Origin of the sequence: Burkholderia sp. SIMBA_062 (assembly GCF_046534765.1) — a bacterium.
In the GTDB taxonomy this organism is placed as follows: Bacteria; Pseudomonadota; Gammaproteobacteria; order Burkholderiales; family Burkholderiaceae; genus Burkholderia; species Burkholderia ambifaria.
In genome coordinates, this window is the sequence record NZ_JAWRYD010000112.1 from 1 (window position 1) to 506 (window position 506).

1 protein-coding gene is annotated in these 506 nt (G+C 60.7%); it reads left to right on the plus strand.

Going from position 1 to position 506, the window contains the following annotated elements; translation table 11 throughout:
* On the plus strand, positions 1-506 hold a 506-nt coding region (locus SB786_RS35620), incomplete at both ends, for an alcohol dehydrogenase catalytic domain-containing protein (RefSeq protein ID WP_410731491.1).

The following is a 506-nucleotide window of genomic DNA, read 5'->3' on the forward strand; positions in this document are numbered from 1 at the left end:
GAGGTGCGGGTACGCGTCCATGTCTCGGGGCTAAATCCGACCGACGTCAAGGCACGTACTGGATTCTCCACCGCGATGCCCTACCCCCGCATCATTCCACATCAGGACGGCGCGGGCATCATCGACGCCATTGGCGTCAATGTACCGGCCAATAGACTCGGCGAACGGGTCTGGATCTACGAGGCACAGTACGGCCGAGCCGCGGGCACTGCGGCAGAATTCGTCGTAGTCCCTTCAGACCATGCGATTCACCTGCCCGACAACGTGTCATTTGAGGTGGGCGCTTCACTTGGCATTCCGGCGCTAACCGCACATCGCTGCCTGTTTTCCGACGGCGATCTGAAAAGCAAACGCGTGCTGGTTCACGGCGGCGCAGGCGTAGTCGGTACGGCAGCGATCCTGCTGGCGAAATGGGCCGGCGCATGGGTTATTGCATCAGTGACGAATGCCGAACAGGTAACCATCGCGAGGGAAAATGGCGCAGACCAGATCGTAGACCGAACCGC